This is a genomic window from [Phormidium] sp. LEGE 05292, from assembly GCF_015207735.1.
Lineage (GTDB): Bacteria > Cyanobacteriota > Cyanobacteriia > Cyanobacteriales > Aerosakkonemataceae > Floridanema.
On record NZ_JADEWG010000261.1, the window covers coordinates 1 to 5,217 of the forward strand.

The 5,217-nt window shown below is 41.1% G+C and carries 6 protein-coding genes; 5 read left to right on the forward strand and 1 reads right to left on the reverse strand.

Annotated elements, in window-relative coordinates:
- Together IQ264_RS31435 and lysS are read left to right on the forward strand one after the other, a co-directional pair.
- The coding region (locus IQ264_RS31435; protein WP_193985856.1) for a transposase at positions 1-118 on the forward strand (118 nt) is incomplete at its 5' end.
- A gap of 122 nt (positions 119-240) precedes the next feature.
- A complete protein-coding gene (gene lysS / locus IQ264_RS31440) occupies positions 241-1,821 on the forward strand; it encodes a lysine--tRNA ligase (RefSeq protein ID WP_193986478.1) in 1,581 nt (526 codons plus the stop codon).
- A 156-nt stretch (positions 1,822-1,977) separates the two neighbouring features.
- On the opposite strand, the gene IQ264_RS31445 is transcribed toward lysS, so the two are convergent.
- Entirely contained in the window at positions 1,978-3,000 is a 1,023-nt protein-coding gene (locus IQ264_RS31445) for a DUF2278 family protein (RefSeq protein ID WP_193986480.1), read from the reverse strand.
- A gap of 264 nt (positions 3,001-3,264) precedes the next feature.
- Between IQ264_RS31445 and IQ264_RS31450 the strand changes: the two genes are divergently transcribed.
- The 3 genes from IQ264_RS31450 (at position 3,265) to IQ264_RS31460 (ending at position 5,188) form a co-directional block, all read left to right on the forward strand.
- Entirely contained in the window at positions 3,265-3,990 is a 726-nt protein-coding gene (locus tag IQ264_RS31450; protein WP_193986482.1) for a pyridoxine 5'-phosphate synthase, read from the forward strand.
- A gap of 52 nt (positions 3,991-4,042) precedes the next feature.
- A complete protein-coding gene (locus IQ264_RS31455) occupies positions 4,043-4,372 on the forward strand; it encodes an MgPME-cyclase complex family protein (protein ID WP_193986495.1) in 330 nt (109 codons plus the stop codon).
- A gap of 90 nt (positions 4,373-4,462) precedes the next feature.
- Entirely contained in the window at positions 4,463-5,188 is a 726-nt protein-coding gene (locus IQ264_RS31460) for a hypothetical protein (RefSeq protein WP_193986497.1), read from the forward strand.
- The last annotated feature ends 29 nt before the right edge of the window (positions 5,189-5,217 follow it).

The window sequence follows — 5,217 nt, forward strand, 5'->3', positions numbered from 1 at the left end:
AGCTCTCTGGAGTCCTAGCTATTTTGCTGTGTCTGTAGGTGGTGCACCACTTGAAGTTTTGAAGCAATATATCAAAGAGCAAAGCCGCCCTAAAGGGTCGGGGCTTGCATCCCATTAATTTTGGTCAGATTGTCTACGGTTGGCGCTAAGATTTTGGATGGGGAAATGGCATACTGATGAAATGGTAGCGATCGCCCCAAAGTAAAATTTTGTATTTGGTATTGTGCAGGGTAATTATTGATGACTCAGAGTGAAGCAGAAGTTCGGGCGCGGAAGGTGGAAGATTTGCGATCGCAGGGAATTGAACCCTATCCTAGCGAATCATATCAGCGATCGCATACAACTGAGCAAGTTAGAGACTTATTTAGTCAACCCGGAAAAGAACTCGAAAATGGACAAAACGATCCGGAAGAAACACCAATAAAAGTTTCTGGACGCATTACTTCTAAACGCGATAGTGGTAGCATTATTTTTATCGATTTACGAGATTCTACAGGTAGAATTCAACTGAAAATCGAGAAAAAAATAGTAACAGGTGAAACTGGGTTATCTTTTAAACAAATTGAAAAACTTCTCGATGTAGGCGACTTTGTTGGTGCATCGGGAATTGGTAGTCGTACTAATAGAGGCGAGTTATCAGTTCAAGTAAGGGAATTGATATTATTATCCAAAGCTACTATTCCTTTTCCTGATGCTTATTACGGCGTTAACGATCCCGAAACTTGTCGCCGTCATCGGGAAATGGACTTAGCAGGAAACTTGGAATCTTTCCAACGTTTTGCACTTCGTAGTAAAATCGTCCAAAGCATTCGTAATTATTTAACTGAAACCGGGTTTTATGAAATAGAAACTCCGGTTTTACAAGCGATTTATGGTGGTGCTGCTGCACGTCCATTCATTACTCATCACAATGCTTTGGATGTAGATTTGTACTTGCGAATTGCGCCAGAATTGTTTTTAAAAAGGGCTGTTTGTGGCGGTTTTGAGCGCGTGTTTGAATTAGGAAGAGTGTTTAGAAACGAAGGTGTTGATAGTACTCATAATCCTGAATTCACCTCTTTGGAAGTTTACCAAGCTTATGCAGATTACTTCGATATTTTGGGCGTGGTAGAAGAGGTATTTTGCTACGCAGCTAAAACTGTTCATGGAGACAAACAAGAAATTGAATATCAAGGCGAAACTATTAGTTTAGAACGGAAATACGACCACAGCGAGAAGTTTCCTGGTTTTGCTGGCAAACATTGGCAAGTTAAAACAATGGTGGAAGCGGTTAAAGATGACACGGGGTTGGATTTTGAGATTCTGGAATTGGCAGATGCAATTAGCAAAGCTGAACAGTTAGGATTGCATCTTTCTAATTTGGAAAAACAGAGTTTGGGTTATGTGCTTTACGCTGTTTTTGATAAATTAGTTGCGCCAAAATTAATTCAACCAACTTTCATTATTGACTTTCCTGTAGAAGTGAGTCCGTTAGCAAAAGGACATCGCAGCAAACCTGGTTTTGTAGAAAGGTTTGAATTGTTTATTGCTGGTACAGAATACTCAAATGGATTTTCTGAGTTGAACGATCCAAAAGAACAAAGAAAGCGGTTTGAGGAACAGTTAGCACAGAAAAATGCTGGCGATGATGAAGCACATCCGATGGATGAAGATTTCATTGAAGCTTTGTCTTTGGGAATGCCAAATTGTGCGGGAATGGGAATCGGTGTCGATCGATTAGTTATGCTATTAACTAATACTCAAAGCATTCGTGATGTGGTAATGTTCCCCACAATGCGTCCGCTCAAAGATCGGCAAGAAAATAATACTGAAGAAAAGTAAATTTAGTAGTTGCAAAATACTAAATCTATTGGGAAAACTTCTTCTCTTCTTTCTTCGTGTTCTTCGCGTCTTCGCGGTTCAAAAAAAGATTTGTTTTAAACCGCAAAGACGCAGAGAACGCAGAGAGAAGAAAAGGAGAAGTTTAAACTAAAGAAATTAAAATACGATCGTCCACCCTTCACGATCGGCTTGTTTTTCGGTATAAGATACCCCATGAATCTTAATGCCACGATTATCCAGAAGTGTGATAATTCCGCCTTTGTTACCTAGTTGTACAGTTTGAGGTAACTGGACGACTAATGTACTCCCCGAAGCAAGTGTTCCTGATAGAAGGTGTTTGTTCTTCAGTCGATCGGCTATCGCCCATCCAGTCAAGTCTATTGATGCAGGTGAGGTGTTGAGCAAGGTTACTGTTTCTTTTCCCGGATCGGCATCCACTGGATTTACTAATGCAGCAATGATGCGGATAACTAAATCAGGTTCACCTTCAATTGGAGTTTGAGTTGGATGACCTGGCTCAGGTGTTGCCGTAATACAATGTCCGGTTTTATCATCGGTATGCCAGCATTGTGACTGAAATTTGAGAAAGATGCCAATCCAGCGATTTTCTGAAGGAAAGTGAATCAACAAAGCACCATCCTGCCAGACTCCATCATCTTGCCCAAACTTCTTAGCATTGCCTTGGTTCATGTGGATGTCATGAATGCCATTACCAGGCAGAAAACCAAAGATTTTGTCTTTAATATTACGTTCTGGCCCCCAGCGTTCGCCAAATGCGTAGATCAGAGCATCTTCATCTGACATTGCCCGCTGAATATATTTGTCAATTTTTTCGTTTAAGTCATTATCAGGGCCAGGAACATTAAATGGTAATGGAATCATTTGAGTGCGATCGAACAGATTCCCCCGAATGAAATCTATTGCTAACCCACCAGGTTTTGATTTAAGTAACTTAAAACCAAGCGGTAGATTAACTAGATTTGATGTAATTGGATGTTCAAAGTTCTCATCTATTAAGTATTCCAATTCAGATGGACTGAGATTTGACTTTACATTGATGGCAATTCGGTAATCAGTATTATCATCGACTAAGTGAACTTGGTAGTGAGCATTCGATGTAACTGCGAGTCGTCGTGCGATCGGACGACCCTTCAAAACCCCATATTCCTTCAACGGCATAATGTTCTCCTAGTTATTAAAATAGCAACGACTGAACGCTGGAATTTTACGATGAACCCTACTTTTTTCCAACAATTAAGGTTACTAGTCATCTCCACAATTCTAATTGTCAGATAGTAGTTTTCCGAGTACCCGTGAGGGTACTTTTATGTAATTAATGAGAACGTTTGTAACTAATTGCGATCGCATCGCTAGTAATGACTAGTGACAAGGTTTCCAGTAAGATGAAAAACGGAAATTTTGATGCTGTATGGAGAAAGAAGAGTGCCTACGCTCGGTGTTAATATCGACCATGTGGCGACGATTCGCCAAGCACGTCGTACTGTGGAACCAGATCCAGTAGCAGCAGCGGTGTTGGCGGAGTTAGCTGGTGCGGATGGGATTACTGTGCATTTGCGGGAAGACAGGCGACATATTCAAGATCGGGATGTGCGGTTGTTGCGGCAAACGGTTCGCACTCATTTAAACTTGGAAATGGCGGCGACGGATGAGATGGTGACGATCGCTCTCGATATCAAACCAGATTATGTTACTCTAGTCCCGGAACGACGGGAAGAAGTGACGACTGAAGGCGGACTAGATATTGCCGGACAAGTCGATCGCATGACTCTAGTAGTAGATAAATTACAGAGTGCGGGTATTCCCGTGAGTTTATTTATTGATGCGGATGAAGCCCAAATTGCCGCATCTGCTAAAGTAAAAGCTAAGTTTATTGAGTTGCATACAGGGAAATACGCCGAAGCGCATGATGAAGCGAGTCGGGAAAAGGAACTTCAGGTTTTAGTTAAAGGTTGTGAAATGGCGATCGCTTCCGGTTTAAGAGTCAACGCCGGACATGGACTAACTTACTGGAATGTTTACCCCGTTGCCGCAATTAAAGGTATGGAAGAACTCAACATTGGTCATACAATAATAAGTCGGGCGGTTTTAGTTGGTTTAGAACGAGCCGTCAGAGAAATGAAAGAAGCTATTCTTGGTCATTGGTCATAACAAATAACAAATGACCCATGACAAATAACAAATGGTAAAGGACAATTGACAAATGGCAACTTATTACTACGTTTTGGCAAGTCAAAGATTTTTGTTGGAAGAAGAACCCCTAGACGAAGTGCTACGGGAAAGAGTGAGAGATTATCACGAAAAAGAAAAGGAAATTGATTTTTGGTTAGTCAAACAACCCGCATTTTTAGAAGCACCAGAAATGGCAGCTACTAAAGCTAAAACTCCACAACCAGCTTGCGCGATCGTTTCCACCAATGAGCAATTTATTACTTGGTTAAAATTGCGTTTGGAATACGTAGCTACTGGAGAATTCACAGCGCCATCTAATTCTATTCCCGATCCCTTAGCTTCTTTAGCAACCGTTGCTTAACTTCTTGCTAACAGGCTATTTTAAGTTTTAAGTTTTGAGTGTGAAAATTTTCTTCTCAAAACTTATCACTGTATTACTAATAAATGAGCCATGAATCAAACTGCGATTAAGGGAGCTTTTGCTACTTTAAGTTCCGCTTTAATAACAATTATTGGATTAGGTGTGGGAGTCAACGGTGCTTTGGCTCAGTCTCGTGAGTCAACTTGTGAACCACCAGCGGCAGGGGAGTATTTGTTATTAGTAGTAACAAATAATCGCCAGAGTCGAGGCTTATTAAAGCAATCTCTTCCTGCTAACACTAAAGCTACAGTTTGCCGATATTTAGATAATATTGTCACTCGTGTTAGCGGCTTTACTACCTTGGAAGAAGCTCAAGAGTTAGTACAAAATATCAAGACAAGTACTGGTTTGTCAGCTTTTGTAGTTGAGCCAACAACAGAAGCAGAAGAAGTAGCCACTCCACCTAAACCTACCTCTCCTCCCGCTCCTGTTAGTAATACACAAGAGCAACAAAAACCTCAACCTCCGACAGAGAATGTACCTGCTGTTAATCCGCAATTATTAGGCAGAGGTTATGCTGTGTTGGTAGATTCTCGAAATCAACCGGAAACTATTACTCAATTACAGCAACTTTTAGGTAAAAAAATTAGTGTAGTTTCTTTTGGACAAAGACCGTATCTTTTAGCTTTGTACACCAGTAATGGGAGAAATGCTAGCAATACTTTTCGGTTGTTGAACGATCGCGGTTTTTTAGTAATGTTGGTCGATGCAAATCAAGTAACATTAGTCAAACCACAGGTGGAAACTCCCCAATGAGGGCAGGGGGGCTGCTGGTGCAGGGGGGC